At 63.7% G+C, this 18,186-nt stretch carries 21 protein-coding genes; 15 read left to right on the forward strand and 6 right to left on the reverse strand.

The genetic code is table 11. The annotated features are described in order from the left end of the window. Positions 1-15: 15 nt before the first annotated feature. Positions 16-231 carry a hypothetical protein gene (locus G8O24_RS08350; protein WP_188098256.1) on the reverse strand — a complete coding sequence of 72 codons (216 nt, stop codon included), beginning with the start codon at positions 229-231 and terminating at the stop codon, positions 16-18. Between the two features lie 145 nt (positions 232-376). Here G8O24_RS08350 and G8O24_RS08355 point away from each other — a divergent pair, with 145 nt between their 5' ends. Then, a complete protein-coding gene (locus tag G8O24_RS08355; RefSeq protein ID WP_188098257.1) occupies positions 377-901 on the forward strand; it encodes a cupin domain-containing protein in 525 nt (174 codons plus the stop codon). A gap of 160 nt (positions 902-1,061) precedes the next feature. On the opposite strand, the gene G8O24_RS08360 is transcribed toward G8O24_RS08355, so the two are convergent. Continuing rightward, positions 1,062-1,586, reverse strand: a complete 525-nt coding sequence (locus G8O24_RS08360) for a Dps family protein (RefSeq protein WP_188098259.1) — start codon at positions 1,584-1,586, stop codon at positions 1,062-1,064. A 104-nt stretch (positions 1,587-1,690) separates the two neighbouring features. Here G8O24_RS08360 and G8O24_RS08365 point away from each other — a divergent pair, with 104 nt between their 5' ends. Continuing rightward, positions 1,691-2,392 carry a class I SAM-dependent methyltransferase gene (locus G8O24_RS08365; RefSeq protein ID WP_188098261.1) on the forward strand — a complete coding sequence of 234 codons (702 nt, stop codon included), beginning with the start codon at positions 1,691-1,693 and terminating at the stop codon, positions 2,390-2,392. Between the two features lie 239 nt (positions 2,393-2,631). Here G8O24_RS08365 and G8O24_RS08370 read toward each other — a convergent pair whose 3' ends face one another. Further along, positions 2,632-3,003, reverse strand: coding sequence for an ArsR/SmtB family transcription factor (locus G8O24_RS08370; RefSeq protein WP_188098263.1), 372 nt, complete (start codon positions 3,001-3,003; stop codon positions 2,632-2,634). A 112-nt stretch (positions 3,004-3,115) separates the two neighbouring features. Between G8O24_RS08370 and G8O24_RS08375 the strand changes: the two genes are divergently transcribed. From G8O24_RS08375 to G8O24_RS08405, 7 genes are all read left to right on the forward strand, one after another. Continuing rightward, positions 3,116-4,285, forward strand: coding sequence for an MFS transporter (locus tag G8O24_RS08375; protein ID WP_188098266.1), 1,170 nt, complete (start codon positions 3,116-3,118; stop codon positions 4,283-4,285). A 142-nt stretch (positions 4,286-4,427) separates the two neighbouring features. Next, positions 4,428-7,892 carry a carbamoyl-phosphate synthase large subunit gene (carB, locus tag G8O24_RS08380; protein WP_188098268.1) on the forward strand — a complete coding sequence of 1,155 codons (3,465 nt, stop codon included), beginning with the start codon at positions 4,428-4,430 and terminating at the stop codon, positions 7,890-7,892. A 208-nt stretch (positions 7,893-8,100) separates the two neighbouring features. Next, positions 8,101-8,574: a transcription elongation factor GreA gene (gene greA, locus G8O24_RS08385; RefSeq protein WP_018318257.1), complete on the forward strand. Its 474-nt coding sequence runs from the start codon at positions 8,101-8,103 to the stop codon at positions 8,572-8,574. A 159-nt stretch (positions 8,575-8,733) separates the two neighbouring features. Further along, complete coding sequence (locus G8O24_RS08390) at positions 8,734-9,456, forward strand: glycoside hydrolase family 16 protein (RefSeq protein ID WP_188098270.1); 723 nt, start codon at positions 8,734-8,736, stop codon at positions 9,454-9,456. 139 nt (positions 9,457-9,595) lie between these two features. Beyond that, positions 9,596-10,726, forward strand: a complete 1,131-nt coding sequence (locus G8O24_RS08395; protein WP_188098272.1) for a hypothetical protein — start codon at positions 9,596-9,598, stop codon at positions 10,724-10,726. Between the two features lie 12 nt (positions 10,727-10,738). Then, entirely contained in the window at positions 10,739-11,566 is an 828-nt protein-coding gene (locus tag G8O24_RS08400) for a glycoside hydrolase family 16 protein (protein WP_188098274.1), read from the forward strand. 92 nt (positions 11,567-11,658) lie between these two features. Beyond that, positions 11,659-12,048: a DoxX family protein gene (locus G8O24_RS08405; RefSeq protein WP_188098307.1), complete on the forward strand. Its 390-nt coding sequence runs from the start codon at positions 11,659-11,661 to the stop codon at positions 12,046-12,048. Positions 12,049-12,056: 8 nt separating this feature from the next. On the opposite strand, the gene G8O24_RS08410 is transcribed toward G8O24_RS08405, so the two are convergent. Next, complete coding sequence (locus G8O24_RS08410) at positions 12,057-12,536, reverse strand: Lrp/AsnC family transcriptional regulator (RefSeq protein WP_188098276.1); 480 nt, start codon at positions 12,534-12,536, stop codon at positions 12,057-12,059. Positions 12,537-12,802: 266 nt separating this feature from the next. Here G8O24_RS08410 and trxB point away from each other — a divergent pair, with 266 nt between their 5' ends. The 5 genes from trxB to G8O24_RS08435 all read left to right on the forward strand — a co-directional run bounded on the left by trxB (position 12,803) and on the right by G8O24_RS08435 (position 16,700). Continuing rightward, positions 12,803-13,768 carry a thioredoxin-disulfide reductase gene (trxB, locus tag G8O24_RS08415; protein WP_188098277.1) on the forward strand — a complete coding sequence of 322 codons (966 nt, stop codon included), beginning with the start codon at positions 12,803-12,805 and terminating at the stop codon, positions 13,766-13,768. A 5-nt stretch (positions 13,769-13,773) separates the two neighbouring features. After that, positions 13,774-14,697 carry a LysR family transcriptional regulator gene (locus G8O24_RS08420; RefSeq protein WP_026312114.1) on the forward strand — a complete coding sequence of 308 codons (924 nt, stop codon included), beginning with the start codon at positions 13,774-13,776 and terminating at the stop codon, positions 14,695-14,697. A gap of 474 nt (positions 14,698-15,171) precedes the next feature. Continuing rightward, positions 15,172-16,080, forward strand: coding sequence for a 4-hydroxy-tetrahydrodipicolinate synthase family protein (locus G8O24_RS08425; RefSeq protein ID WP_188098279.1), 909 nt, complete (start codon positions 15,172-15,174; stop codon positions 16,078-16,080). A 171-nt stretch (positions 16,081-16,251) separates the two neighbouring features. After that, a complete protein-coding gene (locus G8O24_RS08430; RefSeq protein ID WP_188098281.1) occupies positions 16,252-16,401 on the forward strand; it encodes a hypothetical protein in 150 nt (49 codons plus the stop codon). Between the two features lie 128 nt (positions 16,402-16,529). Next, positions 16,530-16,700: a hypothetical protein gene (locus G8O24_RS08435; RefSeq protein ID WP_188098308.1), complete on the forward strand. Its 171-nt coding sequence runs from the start codon at positions 16,530-16,532 to the stop codon at positions 16,698-16,700. A gap of 77 nt (positions 16,701-16,777) precedes the next feature. Here G8O24_RS08435 and G8O24_RS08440 read toward each other — a convergent pair whose 3' ends face one another. After that, positions 16,778-17,455 (reverse strand): AAA family ATPase, encoded by a 678-nt coding sequence (locus G8O24_RS08440; RefSeq protein ID WP_100233799.1) that lies wholly within the window; start codon positions 17,453-17,455, stop codon positions 16,778-16,780. 157 nt (positions 17,456-17,612) lie between these two features. Between G8O24_RS08440 and G8O24_RS08445 the strand changes: the two genes are divergently transcribed. Continuing rightward, the gene (locus tag G8O24_RS08445) at positions 17,613-17,810 is read left to right on the forward strand and encodes a hypothetical protein (RefSeq protein ID WP_188098283.1); all 198 of its coding nucleotides are present in this window, start codon (positions 17,613-17,615) and stop codon (positions 17,808-17,810) included. A 36-nt stretch (positions 17,811-17,846) separates the two neighbouring features. Here G8O24_RS08445 and G8O24_RS08450 read toward each other — a convergent pair whose 3' ends face one another. Next, positions 17,847-18,179 (reverse strand): hypothetical protein, encoded by a 333-nt coding sequence (locus tag G8O24_RS08450; protein ID WP_188098285.1) that lies wholly within the window; start codon positions 18,177-18,179, stop codon positions 17,847-17,849. Between the last annotated feature and the right edge of the window lie 7 nt (positions 18,180-18,186).

Consider the following 18,186-nt stretch of genomic DNA (forward strand, 5'->3'; position numbering starts at 1 on the left):
ACGGAGGCAGGAACGTCACGGACGCATGAACATGAAGTCCGTGTCGGGATCGCAGTTCTCGGCGATGAAGCGCAGCTCCGCCTGGATATCGGCGACGGATCTCGTCTCCAGATATTTCGCGATCACCAGATTGAGCAAAGCCCGGCAGACGGCTTCGTGTCCGAGGCCGGTGGTCTCGGCCTCATCGATGGCCGCGGAAAAATGGCGCTGTGCGACATCCGATGCGTACATGGCGTTCCATCCTTGTCTCTCCGGATGGCGTGCCCTCGAACGGCCGGCTGCACCTTGATCTCCGTCAAGCCGGCCTGTCGGCTTGGGAACAAGAGCGCCCGCGCCGTCTTGATTCCCTTGAAGCGTTTGCTGCCGGAGTCCCGCCATGTCCGTCGTCCGCGACTTTGCCGAGCCGCTCGCCATCGTGTTCGAGGATGACGGGCTCGTGCCGAACAACATCCTCCCATTCCTCGTCTACCAGGGCGCGGTGACGCTCGACCCGAAACAGCCGGAAGAGACCATCGAAAACCTGTTCGAAACCAACGGATGGGGCGGCACGTGGCGCAACGGGGTCTATGACTATCTGCATTATCACGCGACGGTGCATGAAGTGCTCGGCGTCGCGCGCGGCCACGCCCGGGTTCGCTTCGGCGGCGATCACGGTCAGGAGCTCGAGATCAAGGCTGGCGATGTCGCGGTCCTACCCGCCGGCACCGGGCATCAGTGCATCGAGGCGAGCGACGATTTCTGCGTGATCGGCGCCTATCCGCCGGGATCGAAGATGGAGATCACGCGGGCAACACCGGAGAACCACGCCAAGGCGTTGCAGACGATTCCGCAGGTCGCGCTGCCGCCCGCCGACCCGGTGACGGGCGAGCATGGCGCGCTGATGCGGCTGTGGCGGAGTTAGCCTCAGTCGCACAACAATTTCCGCGGTCGTCCCGGCGCAGGCCGGGACCCATACTCCTCAGATAAAGTTGTGGCACGAGATGGTCATGACCAATCCTCGCCAAACCGCGGGCAGTGGCTATGGGTCCCGGCCTTCGCCGGGACGACATTGTGGAGATCAGCTACGCCTCGTTGCCGCCTTCCTGGCGCGTCGCCTCGAACAGGAACCAGGTGCGGCGCTCGGTCTCGTCGATGAAGTTTTCGAGCAGGCTGGCGCTGGCGACATCGCCGGCGTCGTCGCAGACCTCGTGGGCCTTTCGCATGGCCGCCGCCACATGCTTGTTGTCCTGCATCAGTTCGCGCAGCATCTCGCGCGGCGGCACGTAGTCCTCGTTGTTGTCCTTGATGGTCTGGAGCTTTGCGACCTGGCCGATCGACTTCAGCGTGGTGCCGCCGATCTTGCGCACGCGCTCGGCGAGCTGGTCGGTGCTGGCGAAAATCTGATCGGACTGCTCGTCGAGCAACAGATGATAATCCCGGAAATGCCGGCCGCTGATGTGCCAGTGGAAATTCTTGGTCTTGAGGTAGAGGGCGAACGCATCGGCCAGAAGCACGTTGAGAGCTTCGGAAACCTTGGCGACCGCCTGGGGCTGCAGATCGGTCGGGGTGTCGAGATCGGGCGAGACCTTGCTGGGGGCTTTGCTCACGGGAAACCTTCCTGTTAGGACGCGGACATTGACGGCACGCCGTCGCACCCCTAACGCAAAGCGGGCAGCACGGTTCCGGGGCCGGAACCGCCGGGCGGGACACCATGGACGATTGGATCGATTATTACGACTCGACGCATACGATCTATGTCAGCAAGCTGCATCGTGACCTGCACTTCCAGATCATCGCGCGGGACATCATCGGCTACATCGCCTCGCCCGACGCGACGGTGCTCGACTATGCCTGCGGCGAGGCGCTGTCGGCGAGCCAGGTGGCGTCCGCCTGCGGCAAGCTGATCCTGGCCGAGCCGGCGCCCGGCGTGCGCGGCCGGCTGATTGCGCGTTTCGCCCCGAACACCAAGATCCGGGTCCGCTCGCTCGATGACGTCCGCAACATGCGGGACCAGTCGATCGACCTCGTCGTGATGAATTCGGTCGCGCAATACATGACGGCGGAGGAGCTCGATGCCGCGCTCGGCAATGTCAGGCGGATCCTGAAGCCGTCGGGCAAGCTGGTGCTCGGCGATATCCTGCAGCCGCATGTCGGGATGGTCAGGGACGTGGCCGCGCTGCTCTCCTTCGGCCTGCGTCACGGCTTCCTGAAGGATGCGCTGATCGGGCTCATCAGCACGGCGCTGTCGGATTATCGTCAGCTGCGCTCGCGCATCGGGCTCCAGCGCTACAGCGAGGACGAGATCACGGCCAAGCTGAAGGCGGCGGGCTTCGCCAGCCAGCGCGCCAACACCAATATCGGCCACAACCGCTGGCGCATGACCTTCATCGCGCGGCCACCCTTGGTGCGTTAAGCATAACGACCACCTGGGGGTAGCTTGTCGCACCTCGATCGGACATGATCGCCATGGCCCGGTGGCGGAAGCGTCTACGCGAGAGCGGTGCATCGCTCTTCATCCTGGTTCAAATCCAGGCCGGGTCTCCAGCCTTCGCTGGCTCCGCCAGCTTCGGCTCGGCAAGCCGTTTCGCGGCGAAGGCTGCCGCGGCGAAGCCCGAAGGGCGAAGCCGGGCACGCTTCATAAAGATCCTTCGCTCACCCCGCCTCGACCACATCGCACCCCGAGGCCAGCTGAAGCCTGTCCGCGTCCTTGGCCGCTGACTTGAGCACGGCGTCGAGCAGGCCCGGAAAGCGCGCCTCGAGGTCGTCACGCCGCAGCCGCATGAACCGGTTCGTGCCCGACACGCGCGTCTGCATCAGCCCGCAATCGCGCAGCTTTGCGAAATGATAGGTGAGGTTCGACTTGCCGGCGAGCCCGTTGAAGTCACCGCAGCACAATTCGCTGCTGACAGGTTCCTGCTGCGCGAGCTGATAGACGATCGCGAGCCGGATCGGATCGCTCAGACAATCCAGAACCAGCGGCAGCTCGATCTGGTCGCGGGTGGGGTGGGGTGGCGTGCGGCTCATGATAGGGGAATCATAGCGACGCGGCTCCGATGTTCAATAGTTCTTGAACCAATTGACTCCGAAATCGTCCTCTTCAATAGTTCAATAAACATTGAACATAGGATCTCGACCCATGAGCGTATTCTGGCTGGCCCTGGGGGCCTTCGCGATCGGCACCGAAGGCTTTGTGATTGCAGGACTTTTGCCGGCGATCGCCGGGGATCTCTCGATTTCGGTCGCGGCCGCCGGCCAATTGGTCACCGCCTACGCACTGACCTATGCGGTGGGATCGCCGATCCTCGCGGTGGCGCTGAACAACATCGACCGGCGCACCGTGCTGGCGCTCGCGCTCTCGACCTTCATTGCCGGCAACCTCGCAGCGATGGTGGCGTCGAACTATGCCTTGCTGCTGGCCTCGCGGATGCTGATGGCGCTGGGCTCTGGGCTGTGCATGCCCACTGCGCTCGCCGTCTCCGTGGCGGTCGCCTCGCCGGAACGGCGCGGCCGGGCGGTGGCGCTCGTGACCTCGGGCCTCACGGTTGCGACCGTCATCGGCGTGCCCCTCGGCAATCTGGTCGGCAGCTTGCTCGGCTGGCGCGCGACGTTCGCCATGGTCGCAATCATCGGCGCGGTTGCGCTCGCTGGCCTCTTGCTCGGCCTGCCCCGCGGCCTGCCGCGCAACACGGCCTCGCTCGGCGAAAGACTTGCAGTGGCGCGCCACCGCAATGTCCTGCTCGCGCTCGTGATCACGATTTTATGGGCTCTGGGTGGCTTCACCATATTCACCTATTTTGCCGTTCCGCTGCGCGCCTTGGGCTTCGATGCCGCGCGGATCAGCCTCGCGCTCCTGGTGTTCGGCGCGGCGGCTGCCATTGGCAACGTGCTCGGGGGCCTGCTGGCTGACCGGCTTGGCACCGCCGCCACCGCCGCGCTCGGACTAATCGGCATGGCCAGCGCGCTCTTCGTGCATTCCCTGGTGCTGAAGTTCCTTCCCGGACAGGCGCACTATGCGATCCTCGGCCCGATCTTCCTCCAGGGCCTTGCGGGCTGGGCGTTCTATCCGGCGCAGGTCGCCAGCATCATCCGTATAGAGCCGCAGGCCTCGATGGTCGCGCTCTCCATCAACGCCTCCGCCATGTATCTCGGCTTTGCAATCGGGGGAGGCCTGGGCGGCGCCGTGCTTGCAGCCTGGAGCCCGGGCGACCTCGGCTGGGTCGGCGGCTTGAGCGTCACATCGGCCCTTCTGGTGCATCTCGCCCGTGGCTGGCAGGCGCGGCCAAAACCCGTCAAAATTGCCGGTTGATGGGCGTTTTTCGGGGTTTCGCCGCCCCGAAAACTGGTCTAAGACCCACCCGCGCGCGAGGGAAGACCCCGCGCTCTCGCACAAGGGGACGCGCGGCAAGCGCGCCCTTTTTTTGTGCCCAGTTTCCAGCCCGCGAGCGGTGATGCCTAAACGAACCGACATCTCGACCATCCTGATCATCGGCGCCGGTCCCATCGTGATCGGCCAGGCCTGCGAATTCGACTATTCCGGCACACAGGCGGTGAAGACGCTGAAGGAAGAGGGCTATCGCATCGTCCTCGTCAATTCCAACCCGGCCACCATCATGACCGATCCGGAATTGGCCGATGCGACCTATATCGAGCCGATCACGCCGGAGATCGTCGCCAAGATCATCGAGAAGGAACGTCACGTCATTGCCGGCGGCTTCGCGCTGCTGCCGACCATGGGCGGCCAGACCGCGCTCAACTGCGCGCTGTCGCTGCGCCGGCAGGGCACGCTGGAAAAGTTCGACGTCGAGATGATCGGTGCGACCGCCGATGCCATCGACAAGGCCGAGGATCGCCAGCTGTTCCGCGAGGCCATGACCAAGATCGGCCTCGAGACGCCGAAATCGCGTCTCGCCAACGCCTCCGAGTTGAAGAAGTCCTTCCGCGACAAGTACCACGCCGAACGCGAGAAGCTGTCGGGCGCCGCGCTCGAAGAGCTCGACCGGCAATGGACGCTCGGCGAGAGCGACCGCCGCAAGCGCTATCAGGAATACGCTTTCGGCCAGGCCATGATGGCCCTGTCCGAGATCGGCCTGCCCGCGATCATCCGCCCCTCCTTCACCATGGGCGGCACCGGCGGCGGCATCGCCTACAACAAGGAAGAGTTCCTCGACATCATCGAGCGCGGCCTTGACGCGTCTCCCACCAACGAAGTGCTGATCGAAGAATCCGTGCTCGGCTGGAAGGAGTACGAGATGGAGGTGGTGCGCGACAAGAACGACAATTGCATCATCGTCTGCTCGATCGAGAACCTCGATCCGATGGGCGTCCACACCGGCGATTCCATCACGGTGGCGCCGGCGCTGACGCTGACGGACAAGGAATACCAGATCATGCGCGACGCCTCGCTGGCGGTGCTGCGCGAGATCGGCGTGGAAACCGGCGGCTCCAACGTGCAGTTCGGCGTCAATCCGGAAGACGGCCGCATGGTCGTGATCGAGATGAACCCGCGCGTGTCGCGTTCGTCCGCGCTGGCCTCGAAGGCCACCGGCTTCCCGATCGCCAAGGTCGCCGCCAAGCTCGCCATCGGCTACACGCTCGACGAGATCGCCAACGACATCACCGGCGGCGCGACACCGGCCTCGTTCGAGCCGACCATCGACTACGTGGTGACCAAGATCCCGCGTTTCGCCTTCGAGAAGTTCCCCGGCGCCTCCTCGACGCTGACGACCTCGATGAAGTCGGTCGGCGAAGTCATGGCGATCGGCCGCACCTTCCAGGAGAGCCTGCAGAAGGCGCTGCGCGGACTCGAGACCGGGCTGACCGGCCTCGACGAGATCGAGATCGAGGGCCTCGGCCGCGACGACGACAAGAACGCGATCCGCGCCGCGCTCGGCACGCCGACGCCGAACCGCATTCTTCAGGTGGCGCAAGCCATGCGGCTCGGCTGGTCGAACGATGACATCTTCAAATCCTGCAAGATCGATCCCTGGTTCCTCGGCGAGATGCGCGGCATCGTCGACATGGAAGAGAAGGTCCGGAAGCACGGCCTGCCCGGCAACGCCTTCGGCATGCGCACGCTCAAGACCATGGGCTTTTCAGACGCACGGCTCGCGGTCCTGGCCGAGACGACGGAAGCCGACGTCACCGCGAAGCGTCACGCGCTGGGCGTGCGTCCGGTCTACAAGCGCATCGATACCTGCGCCGCCGAATTCGCCTCGCCGACGGCCTACATGTACTCGACTTACGAGTCTCCGTTCGCAGGCAGCGACGCCGACGAGAGCGCGCCCTCGGACAAGAAGAAGGTCATCATCCTCGGCGGCGGCCCGAACCGGATCGGCCAGGGCATCGAGTTCGACTATTGCTGCTGTCACGCCTGCTTCGCGCTGCATGACGCCGGCTACGAATCCATCATGGTCAACTGCAACCCGGAAACGGTGTCGACCGACTACGACACCGCCGACCGGCTCTATTTCGAGCCGCTCACCGCCGAGGACGTGCTGGAGATCATCGCGAAGGAGCGCAGCAACGGCACGCTGCATGGCGTGATCGTTCAGTTCGGCGGCCAGACCCCGCTGAAGCTCGCCCGCGCGCTGGAAGCCGCCGAAGTGCCGATCCTCGGCACCTCGCCTGATGCCATCGACCTCGCCGAAGACCGCGATCGCTTCAAGCGCGTGCTCGACAAGCTCCGCCTGAAGCAGCCGAAGAACGGCATCGCCTATTCGGTCGAGCAGGCGAGGCTCGTCTCCGCCGATCTCGGCCTGCCGCTGGTGGTGCGCCCGTCCTATGTGCTCGGCGGCCGCGCGATGCAGATCATCCGCGAGGAGAACCAGCTCAACGACTATCTGCTCGGCACGCTGCCGGAGCTGGTGCCGGCCGACGTCAAGGCGCGCTACCCGAACGACAAGACCGGGCAGATCAACACCGTGCTCGGCAAGAACCCGCTGCTGTTCGACCGCTATTTGTCCGATGCCACCGAGATCGACGTCGACTGCCTCAGCGACGGCAAGGATACGTTCATCGTCGGCATCATGGAACACATCGAGGAAGCCGGCATCCATTCCGGCGATAGCGCCTGCTCGCTGCCGCCGCACTCGCTCGAGCCTGCGATGATCGCTGAGCTGGAGCGGCAGACGCGCGAGCTCGCGCTCGGCCTCGACGTCGTCGGCCTGATGAACGTGCAATACGCGATCAAGGACGGCGAGATCTACGTGCTCGAAGTCAATCCGCGCGCCTCGCGTACGGTGCCCTTCGTCGCCAAGGTGATCGGCATGCCGGTCGCAAAGATCGCCGCGCGGATCATGGCCGGCGAGAAGCTCGCCGACTTCAAATTGAAGAAGGCCGATCTCAAGCATGTCGGCGTCAAGGAATCGGTCTTCCCGTTCGCCCGCTTCCCGGGCGTCGACACGGTGCTCGGCCCCGAAATGCGCTCGACCGGCGAGGTCATGGGCATCGACCGCTCCTTCGCGGTGGCATTCGCCAAGAGCCAGCTCGGCGGCGGAACGCGGGTGCCGCGCAAGGGCACGGTGTTCGTCTCGGTGCGGGAGAGCGACAAGGTCCGCATCGCCGAAGCCGTGCGCCAGTTGCACGCGCTGGGCTTCAAGGTGCTCGCGACATCGGGCACGGCGCGCTTCCTGACCGATCAGGGTATCCCGGCCGAGAAGGTGAACAAGGTGCTGGAGGGACGGCCGCACATCGTCGACGCCATCACCAATGGCGACGTCCAGCTCGTTCTCAACACCACAGAAGGCCCGCAGGCGCTCGCCGACAGCCGTTCGCTGCGGCGCGCGGCCCTCTTGCATAAAGTGCCGTATTACACCACTCTTTCCGGGGCCGTGGCGGCCGCGCAGGGCATCCGCGCCTATCTGGGCGGGGACCTTGAGGTTCGTACCCTGCAGAGCTACTTTTCGGAAACCTGATCACGAGCGACAGCTTTCGCTGCTGCTAAGTGATTGGCAGTCAAGCCATAATGGCCGGAGGAACGGTCCGGCCGTGTGGTTGTTCTGTTCCGGCGCCAGACCCACATAACGCTCCGGTGGCGGCATTTCAGCCCCGGACCACTGACGAATCAAGGTTGCCGCGCCCTCTGTGTTCTGGCGGGCGCGCGGCCGAAGGACGAGAGAAGAGATGGAAAAGGTTCCGATGACTGCGAGCGGCTTTGCCGCGCTCGGGGAAGAATTGAAGAAGCGCCAGTCCGAGGACCGTCCGCGCATCATCGAGCATATCGCGGAGGCCCGCTCCCACGGCGACCTGTCCGAAAACGCGGAATACCACGCCGCGAAGGAAGAACAGTCCCACAATGAGGGCCGGATCGCCGAGCTCGAGGACAAGCTTGCGCGCGCCGACATCATCGACATCTCCAAGCTCTCGGGCGACACCATCAAATTCGGCGCCACCGTGACTTTGGTCGACGAGGACACCGAGAAGAAGACGGTGTGGCAGATCGTCGGCGAGGTCGAGGCCGACGCCAAGAAGGGCCGCATCTCCATCACGTCGCCGCTGGCGCGCGCACTGATCGGCAAGAAAAAGGGCTCGACCGTCGAGGTCAACGCCCCCGGCGGCGCCAAGGCGTACGAGATCACCAAGGTGGAGTGGCGGTAACACGCCAGTTTGCACGGAGAACGAGGGCCGCGCTTTGCGCGGCCTTTTTTGTGCAACGTCTCCCGAATCCTACAGACACGTTCAGCCGGCATTCACGGCGCGACTGCTATTCGGCAAAGGCGGTGTCCGCGGCGAGCGGTTGGAATTGGAAGCGCGCCAATGCAGCGAAGGATTTGGGTCAAGGCCTCGATTCGCTCCGGTGGCGCGCTCGCCATGTGGCTGTCGCTCACGCAAATGTGCATGGCCGCGACGCTCGCATCTCCCGTCAACTGGGGCTCGCCGGACCAGCCTTGGGGGATGCGCAGGGCGATCACCGATGCGGACCGCGCGGCCATCGCAGCCTACCGCTCGGGCCGGAGAACTCCGACCTTCTCCACCGACTTCACCGGCGGCACCGAGTTGCAGGCGAACTGGAGCCCGGTCAGCGACGACAATCCGAGCAACAAATCTTGTCGGCGTCCCGACAGCATTGAAGCCACGACTGCCGGATTACGGTTGAAAGCACTGCCTGCAAAGACCTGCCGCGCAGCGCGATGGTCGACGGGTTATGTCGCGAGCAAGGCCAAGTACGGCTACGGATTCATCGAGGCGCGCATCAAGATTGCCGATATCAAGGGCCTCAACAATGCGGTCTGGCTGACGATCGACGACAATTTCGAGATCGACATCGCCGAAGCTCGTTACCCCGGCTACATCCATCTCGGCCTGCAATACTGGCCGCCGGGCAAGAGCGAACAGCACGCCGGAATGGGCTGGGGCGCGAGCTTCAAGGAGAATCTCGCATCAGGATTTCATGACGTCGGCTTGCTGCGGCACCAACCGACATGGTCTACGAGGTCGACGGAGAACCAATCGCCGCGGTGGTCACGCACGGCGCCGTGACGGGACCCGCCACCATCCGTCTATCGACAGCGCTTGGAGACTGGGCCGGTGGCAAGGTTCCCGATCACCCTGAAACCCACGATATGCTGGTTCGATCGCTGCGCGTGTTCGCTCCATGAAATTCAGGAGGGAGTCCGCGATGGCCAGGATGCGCGTTGCCTGCACCACGGTTTTCCTGATGCTCGCCATCCTGTTCGGGGCTGAAGGTCTGCCAGGCACCGCTCGGGCACAGGACGTGCTCCGCGGCGTCAACTTCGTCCGTCCGATCCAGTTCAGCCTTGAGGAGCAGAACACAAAGCTGAAAGAGCTGCAGGTTGCCGGCGTGCACGTCATCCGCTTCGGCATGTATGCGCAGGATGAGGACAAGAATCTCGACTTCATCAAGCGTGCCTACGCCCATCAGATCTCAACGGTCCTCATCCTCCACGGCCTCTACGCGCCCGGCGCCCCAGAGCGGCCGTTCCGGCCCAAGGAGTTTCCGGGCATGTGGCCGGGACCGCCATTGTCGGCGCTCGATCCGGAGCGTTCGGCCCAATACTTCCAAGACCTCCTGGGCAAGCTGGACGCGAGCGGCGTGACGCTTGCCGGCCTGGAGTTGGAGAACGAGATCAATATGGCCGGCAACGATCCGGATTTCCGGTTGCCCGGCGAAGGCCGCGCGCTTGGTCTCGCCGATCTGACGAACGACCCCGAAGGGCAGCAGGTCGCCAAGGGCTACCTGCAGTATCTGAAGGTACTCGAGATGTTGAAGCAAGTGCGGGATCGCTCACGCCTCAACACGCGCACGCCGCTCCTGCCGACGAGCCTCGTTGATATCGAACAGGAAGGCCCGTGGCCGACACCCAAGCCCTATGACGGGGTCAGCGTCGGCGCGATCATGGCCTTCCTCCGGGCCCATGGCCTCGACCGGCTCGTCGATGCCTACAACCTGCACACTTATCCCTGGGGTGACCATCCCGGCGACAAGGCTTCCGCCATCCATCGCATGCGTCGCCTGCGGGCGCTGGTCAATCCGATCTGCATCGCCCACGGCAAACCGTGCTGGATCACGGAGTGGGGCTTTGCCTATGCGAACAAGGCTTGCCCTGCTTCCGAGGAAAGAGATCACGCACTCATCGTGCAGGAGATGATGGGCGACTTCGCCCAACTCGCAATGGAGGGACGCCTGACCGGCTTGATCTACTATTCCTGGACCGGAGATCCGCAATTCGATGTCATGCACTGCGGCAGACTGAGCGATGCCGGCCAGCGTGCCGTGTCTCCCTTTTGAGGGTTTCTCGCAATGATGGTCAGATATTTGCAACTCAGCGCCGTGGCCGCGGCCTGCTTCGCCCTTGGCATCACGCTGGGAGAACCGGCGGATGCCGCGACGCTGCAAAAGCTGACCTGGGGCAATCCTGACCAGGCCTGGGGAACGCGACGGTCGGTGACGGAGGCCGATCGAAAAGCAATCGCGCAATTTCGGACAGGGCACGACAAGCCGGTCTTCGCAGCCGACTTTACCGATCCGCGGATGCTCAATTCCGACTGGCTGCTGCAATCGGATGATTACCTGAAGTCCTGCCGGCGTCCGGAGAACGTTGTTGCCAGCGCCGCGGGCCTGTTGCTCCGGACCGAGGCGAGCACCGGCTGCCATGCGCGATGGTCGACCGGCTTCATGATCAGTCGGCAGCATTTCGGCTACGGGTACTACGAAGCAAGCATCAAGGCGGCCGATATCGACGGTCTCAACAACGCCTTTTGGCTTGTGACCGAGGATCATTTCGAAATCGACGTCTGCGAGGTGCATTTTCCCAACATCGATCGCATGACGCTGCACGACAACAACAGGATCGACGGCAAATTTCCGATCGCAGTCGGTTTCGACAGCCGTTTCGCCGAGAATTTCTCCGGTGCGTTCCACGACTTCGGCGTGCTGTGGACGGCGAACGACATTGTGTTCGCGGTCGACGGCGAGCCTGTCGCGGCGATCCGTACCAACGGCTCGATCACGGGTCGGACCGACATCCGCTTTTCCACGGCCCTGATGGACTATGCCGGCAAGATCCCGGACGATCCCGTCGGCCACGACATGGCCGTGCGGCGGCTGCGGGTTTATGCGATCCGCTGAACGCTGCCGTCGGCCGCGCCGACAGGATTGTGAACCGTCCATTCCTCCGCCATGCTGAAGCCCGCTGCATTGATAGGGAGATCACGATGGACATGGATCGCATCGCCGCGCGGAGCCAGCCTTACGTGCTCAGCCTGTTCCGCTTCGTCACCGGGCTCTTGCTGTTTCACTATGGCGTCGCGAAGCTGTTCAAGTATCCGCCGGTCGAGATATTCGAGGACGTCACGCCCCTGTCGCTGTGGGGCGTCGCCGGCATGCTCGAACTCACGCTCGGGGGATTGCTGATGCTGGGACTGTTCACGCGCCCAGCCGCGTTCGTCCTCTCCGGTGAAATGGCGTTCGCCTATTTCATCGAGCACCTGCCGCACAGCTTCTTCCCCATCGTCAACGACGGTGCACTTGCGATCGTGCTGTGCTTCGCCTGCCTGTTCCTGGCAACCGCCGGAGCCGGGCCGATCAGCGTGGATGCGCTGCGGCGGTGACCCTTCGTCTACCGCCGTCCCTTCACATCGAGCGGCACGGCAGCCTCGTACTTGGAATTGTGCAGCACCAGCGAGGTCCGCACGTTGCGCACGTGGGGCGCCGCGGTCAGGTGCGTCACGAAATCCTGAAAGGTCGCCATGTCGGGGGCGACGCATTTCAGGATGAAATCAACCTCACCCGACAGCATCCAGCACTCCCGCACCAGCGGTTCGGCACGGACGAACTCCTCGAAGGCACGCAAATCCGCCTCCGCCTGGCTGGAAAGGTGCACCGAGGCGAACACCGTGACGTCGAAGCCTAGCTTCCGCGCATCCAGCAGCCCACGATAACCATGGATATAGCCCTCCTCCTCGAGCGCCCGGACCCGGCGCAGGCAGGGCGGAGGCGAAATACCCACCCGCTTGGCAAGTTCGACGTTGGTGATTCGACCGTCGGCCTGGATCTCGGCGAGAATTTTGAGGTCGATCTCGTCTAGGTTCCGCGACACGTGATTGGAACTCCTGGCCTTTACGGCGGTACTGGGTGGGCCTGACGTAATCCTCATAGCCAGTCACGCCCTCTAGCGCAATTTTATTGCGCGTTCATCCCAGCCGACTTTTGTTCCTTGTTGGAAAAATCCGCCGATTGGGAATGCAATTCTTGCATAGCTCACCAGAAGGCTTAGATTAGCTCTGATATTTCAGCGCCTCCGCGAGGCCTCCCGGCACGTTCCGCGCCCGCGCTGCAGATCCCCCGTGAAAGGCGTCCATCGAAATGTCCGCTCCTGTTCATGCAAAGGTCGTCATTATTGGCTCAGGGCCCGCCGGTTATACCGCTGCGATCTACGCCGCGCGCGCGATGCTCGAGCCGATCCTGATCCAGGGCCTGCAGGCGGGCGGCCAGCTCACCATCACCACCGACGTCGAGAACTATCCGGGCTTTGCGGACGTGATCCAGGGCCCCTGGCTGATGGAGCAGATGGAGAAACAGGCGGTCCATGTCGGCACCCGGATCGTCACTGACCTCGTGATCAAGCTCGACACCTCGCAGCGGCCGTTCCGCCTCACCTGCGATTCCGGCGACGTCTATCTCGCCGACACCGTGATCCTCGCCACCGGCGCACAGGCGCGTTGGCTGGGGCTGCCGTCCGAGGCCAAGTTCCAGGGCGGTGGCGTTTCCGCCTGTGCCACCTGCGACGGCTTCTTCTACCGCAACAAGGAGGTCGTGGTGGTCGGCGGCGGCAATACCGCGGTCGAGGAAGCGCTTTACCTCACCAATCATGCCTCACAGGTCACCATCGTGCACCGCCGCGATCACTTCCGCGCCGAGCGCATCCTGCAGGAGCGCCTGTTCAAGCACCCGAAGATCAAGGTGATCTGGGATTCGGCGATCGACGAGATCTGCGGCACCGAGAACCCGAACAAGGTCACCCATATCAGGCTGAAGAACGTCAAGACCGGCGCGCTCACCGACGTGAAGACGGACGGGGTCTTCATCGCGATCGGCCACGCACCGGCGACGGAACTGGTGAAGGACACGGTCAAGCTGAAACCCTCGGGCTATGTCGAAGTCGCCCCGAACTCGACCGCGACCTCCGTGCCCGGCCTGTTTGCCGCCGGCGACGTCGCTGACGAAACTTACCGCCAGGCCGTGACGGCCGCCGGCCTCGGCTGCATGGCCGCACTCGAAGCCGAACGTTTCTTGGCCCTGCGCGCCAGCGAGCGCGCAGCAGCGGAATAACGATCATGCCTCGAACACGCGACGGATTTACGGATATGGACTGGGACAAGCTGAAGGTGTTTCACGCGGCGGCGGAGGCGGGCAGCTTCACGCATGCGGGCGAGCAGCTCGGCCTGTCGCAATCGGCGGTCTCGCGCCAGGTGTCGGCGCTGGAGCAGGAGCTCTCGGTCTCGCTGTTCCATCGCCACGCCCGCGGCCTGATCCTCACCGAACAGGGCGACCTCTTGTTCCGCACCGCGCATGACGTGTTCATGCAGCTGCAGGCGGCACGCGCGAAACTCACCGACAGCCGCGAGCGGCCGAGCGGCGATCTCAAGATCACCACCACGCCCGGGGTCGGCATCAACTGGCTGATTCCGCGGCTCGGCGAGTTCACCGCGCTTTATCCGGAGATCCGCATCTCGCTGATCGTCACCGACGAGGAGCTGGATTTGTCGATGCGCGAGGCCGACGTTGCGATCCGCACTCGCAAGCCGACGCAACCGGATCTCATCCAGCGCAAGCTGTTCGCGATGGGCTTCCACGCCTATTGCTCGCCGGAATACATCAAGCGCTTCGGCACGCCGCGCACGCTGGAGGAGCTCGACTCCCACCGCATCATCACGCTGTCCGACGGCAACTTCGCGCCGCATCTGCAGAATCGCAACTGGCTGGTCGAAGCTGCGCGCAACGGCTCGGGTCCGCGCGAAGCCTATTTCAAGGTCAACAACATCCTCGGCCTCGTCCGCGCCTGTCAGCAGGGCCTCGGCATCGCCGCCCTGCCCGACTATCTGGTCGAGGAACAGAGCAAGCTCGTGCAGCTGTTCGGCGAGTCGGATTCGATCCAGCTCGACACCTACTTCGTCTATCCCGAGGAGTTGAAGACGGTCGCGCGCGTGCAGGTGTTCCGCGATTTCGTGGTGAGCAAGGCGCAGCGCTGGCCGTCCTGATTTCCGCATGTCTGACATGCGGCCTCGGCTGTTGCTGCATGGCGCTCGTCAAGCTCATACTGTTTGCACGCTGAGCCTTCGCGTTGCGCATTTGTCCCCCTCCTCCAGTGGCGCGGGAGTTCAGTAATCCCTCTTGGAAGGTGATTGTGTCGGCCTCACGTGGCCAATACCTAAGCCGGGCCCTCGGGTCCGGCTTTTTTTCTGCCCAATTTTTTGCCCAATCCAGCTTTCGCCCTCCGCGTGTATTGACAGTTTTGGGCCTACCCACCATCATTTCCAGATGATCACGAAGTCGTGCGCAATTTGGTCGAAGGCATCAGCCTCGAAAAAAGGCCCCCATCCGGGGACCTCGGATTTTTGCGCGCGCTAGGCTGACTTCGTCATCGCGAGCCAATCCCGAAAACCCCGCCACCTGGACGGGGTTTTTTCATGTGCCCTCCGTCTCAGGTCCATCGTCGAGAAGGAGACAAGAACATGACTGATTTGCGAACCCATATGCATGGGCTCTGGCTGCCGCTGGTGACGCCGTTCCGCGACGGGCGTCTCGACGAGAGCTCGCTGCGGCGGCTGACGCGGCACTATTGCACTCAGGCGATCGACGGCTTCATCCTGGGGGCGACATCAGGCGAAGGCATGACGCTGCGCGAGGCCGAGCTCGAACGCCTGGTCGCCACCGTCCGCGACGAGATGGCGGCCGGCCGCCGCAACGTTCCGATCGGTCTTGGCCTCTCCGGCGCGGACACCTCGCGGCTGAGGGAGCGGCTGGATAAGACTGCGGACTGGCCGATCGACTTCTATCTGATCGCGAGCCCCTATTACGTCCGGCCGTCGCAGCGCGGGATATCGGCGCATTTCGAGGCGCTGGCCGATCACGCCGCCTGGCCGCTCGCGCTCTACAACATTCCTTATCGCTGCGCAGTCGGCATCACCAACCAGACCCTGCTGCGGCTCGCCGAGCATCCCAACATCGTGGGCCTGAAGGATTGCAGCGCGAGCCGCGAGCAATCGATCGCGCTGCTGCGCGACCGGCCGAAGGGCTTTGCCGTGCTCACCGGCGAGGACGCGAATTATTTCGAGGCGCTCGGCGACGGCGCCGATGGCGGCATCCTGCTGTCCGCTCATCTCGAGACCGCGACCTTCGCTTCCGTCTACAGCGAGCTGAAGCGCGGCGACCGCGATGCGGCGCAGGCGCGCTGGCAGGAGGTCGCGGAGCTGACGCGGCTGTTGTTTGCCGAGCCGAGCCCGGCGCCGGCGAAGTATTGGCTCTGGCGCACAGGCCTGATCGACAGCCCCGAAGTGCGCCTGCCGATGGTGGAGGTGAGCAGCGAGCTCGCCGCCGCACTCGATCGCGAGATCGCGCGACGGATGATGGTCGCAGCCTAGCTGCGCTCGCTCGCCTCTCCTCGTCAGAACGGGGAGAGGGCGACGGCAGAGCATCGCCTTGGTTAACCGGGAGCGAACGGCCTTCGCGGTCGCGGCATGGTGCATCCACGACTCGTTTACGCAATCGCGCCTATCGTTTTTGCCTCAACGTCTTTCGAAGGGGGAATGACCATGGGGCAACGCGTTCGCCCGACCGCGGCGGAAACCTTTGCGCCTGCCGATTTCTTGCGGGGAATTCTGGTGGTGTCGTCGTTCGGCTTCTGGGCGGTGATGCTCGGCCTGATGCCGGTGCTGCTGTTTCGGGTCTGGCTCGCGGGTTGAGAAAGCCCGCTCGCATGGTTAATCGCGGACTCGCGTTTGCGTTTAAATGCGAGCGGGCTCGCAAGCCGGAATCTTAAAACATCCCGCGTATCGTTCACCCCATAAGCGAAGAAATCGCGGGGGCGATCTTGAATCATCAGAACGATATGGCGCCGCATTACGGCGCAACACATCACAGCTTTGACGATTCCGAGCAGCAGGGCTTTTCCACCGAGGACATCATCTGGGCCGTCGGCATCTGGTCGGTGATCCTGACGCTGTCGCCGGTCATCGTGTTCTATATGCTGATGGTGGCGTAGCTTCACCGTCAGTCCCTACAAACGCAAAACGCGCGGGACACCGCGCGTTCGTCGTCCGGGGAAATGATTGAATGAAATTATGCCGCCTGCTTGTGCATTGCGCCGGAAGCCGACGCCGTGCCGCGGATAGCCTTCACTGAACGCTCGATCGCCGCCCACAGTCTTGCAATTTCCTGGGCCGCACGGCTCTCGGCCTGATACTCGCGCGCGCCTTCGCCGTGGCTGAGTGCCATCAACAAATCCGAACGATTGGTGATCTGACCGCCCCAGACCGGAGCGCGGAACTTGGCCAGCGCCTCGCGGGCGATGGTGACGATCGGGCTTTCGGCGTCGTCGCGGCGCGCCGGCGCCCCGTTGAGCACGACCGCATAGGGCTTGCGCGCCGCGCGGCACATCTGGATGGTTTCCTGCACCGCGTTGACGTCGAACACGCCGGGCCGCGCCGGAATGATCACCATCGTGGCGTTGCGGATCGCATCGTCGACCACGGCCGACAGGTTCGGCGGCGTGTCGATCAACACCCATTCGTAACCGTCGCGCTTGGCCGCGGAGACGATGCCGCTGACCGAGTTTACCGCCGCCTTGATCGGCGGCTCGTTGGTGCCGCGCAGCTTGTGCCACAGCGTCAGCGATCCCTGCGGATCGGCATCCACCAGCATCACCTGCTTGCTCGCCTTGATCTGCGCGGCGAGATGTGCAGCCAGGGTACTCTTGCCCGAGCCGCCTTTACGCGATGCAAAAACAATAACGTTCATACCTCTGGCCTCCAGATTGACCCCAGGCCGCGAAAATGAATCACCGCGCTGATTCGTGAAAGAAAAATTTATCGAAGGTTGCCTCGCCGTCACGAAATAACGGGAGGAGCTGGCTTTTGAGTCACACTGCTTTCCGCGACGACGGACATGAACTGTCATGAATCGCCGTTCGCACGGGCAACCGTATGTTTTTCAGGCAATCGCGGCGAAAAATTTCTACTACAACCTTGCCGCGCAGATTGTCGCGATGACCCTTTTCATCGCAGCGTTCCGCAATCGCTGCAGGCCCGCGCAGGAGGCGCGAACAAAACGAGTCCGGTGGCTGTCGCGGAGCTGGCGCGCCCGGTCATTGTGAAGCGAGGGGCGCGCGGCGGTTTCGGGCGGGGAACGCCTAGCCGTCGTCGGTCTTTTTCTTCTTAGCCTTCGGCTTGGTCTTCTTCGCCGCGACGGGCTTGATGTTGGTGGGAGCGCCCGCGACCGGCTCGGGTCCGCGGCGGAAGAACACCGCGCATTGCGGCGACAGCTGCGCCTTCTTCTGGATCATGCAGGCGGTGATGGCATCGACGTTCGGAACGAACTCGCCGCACAGCCGCATCGCATCCGGCGTGCAGGCCTGCTGCTGTTCGGGCGTGTAGGCAAGGCCCGCGCCCGGCAGGGCCAGCACGGCGAGCGCCGTTCCGAAAGTTGCGGCAGCCAGAAGCGTCCTGAGGCGAGATACCGGCATTGATCCT

Source organism: Bradyrhizobium campsiandrae (genome assembly GCF_014529705.1).
Taxonomy (GTDB): domain Bacteria; phylum Pseudomonadota; class Alphaproteobacteria; order Rhizobiales; family Xanthobacteraceae; genus Bradyrhizobium; species Bradyrhizobium campsiandrae.